The organism is Bradyrhizobium sp. Leo170 (genome assembly GCF_004296405.1).
GTDB lineage: Bacteria > Pseudomonadota > Alphaproteobacteria > Rhizobiales > Xanthobacteraceae > Bradyrhizobium.
On record NZ_PSRR01000781.1, the window covers coordinates 1 to 867 of the forward strand.

At 65.9% G+C, this 867-nt stretch carries 2 protein-coding genes; both read right to left on the minus strand.

Going from position 1 to position 867, the window contains the following annotated elements:
- Positions 1-399: IS91 family transposase (locus tag CWO89_RS44665; RefSeq protein WP_207234720.1), on the minus strand; the 399-nt coding region annotated here is incomplete at its 3' end.
- A gap of 9 nt (positions 400-408) precedes the next feature.
- Positions 409-867, minus strand: a 459-nt coding sequence (locus tag CWO89_RS44670) for a tyrosine-type recombinase/integrase (RefSeq protein WP_165421628.1), incomplete at its 5' end; no start/stop codon positions are given.

Here is an 867-nt window from a genome sequence, read left to right on the forward strand (position 1 = left end):
GGCGCTGATGAGACGGATCGTCTCGCCTGCCGCCTTGAGCAGGATGTCGTAGACCACCGCCTTGTTCTGCAGCGCGATGGCGGCCACGAGCGCCGGCACGGTGAAGACGACATGGAAATAGGGGACCGGCAGCAGGTCGGTCTGGCGCTCGGCGAGCCATTGGGCGCGCGCGAGCGCCTGGCACTTTGGACAGTGCCGATCGCGACAGCTGTTGTAGGCAACGCGGACCAGGCCGCAGTCGTCGCACCGCTCGACGTGGCCGCCGAGCGTCGCTGTGCGACACGCCTCGATGGCCGCCATCACACGGCGCTGGTCGGACGAGAGCCGAGGACCCTGCGCGGCACGGAACGCGCCGCCGTGGCGGCGGAGGATGTCCGCCACCTCGAGCACGGGGCGCATATGCGCAGCTCAGTCGGGTGGGATCACCCTGATGGAGAGTCCATCGAATGGACTGGTCGTGCGGGCGAGCAGATTGGTCGCAACCTGAGCGTAGCGCGCGGTCGATCCCAGGTCGGCATGTCCGAGCAAGACCTGAATGATGCGAATGTCGATCCCGCTTTCCAGGAGATGGGTCGCAAACGAGTGCCGGAGGGTATGGACAGTAATCGGCTTGGCAAGCCGAGCGCGGCGGCGGGCGGCGCGGCAGGCCGCTTGGACGCAGCGGACGCTGACATGTTCACTTGGGTCTTGGCCTGGAAACAGCCACAGCCCCGGTCGGGCTCGCATCCAGTACGTACGCAGAACCTCCAGCAGTCGCGGAGAAAGCATCGCGTAACGATCCCTGCCGCCCTTGCCGTTCTCGATGTGGATCAACATTCGCTTGCTGTCGATCGAGCTCACCTTCAGCCGGACGACTTCACTAACCCG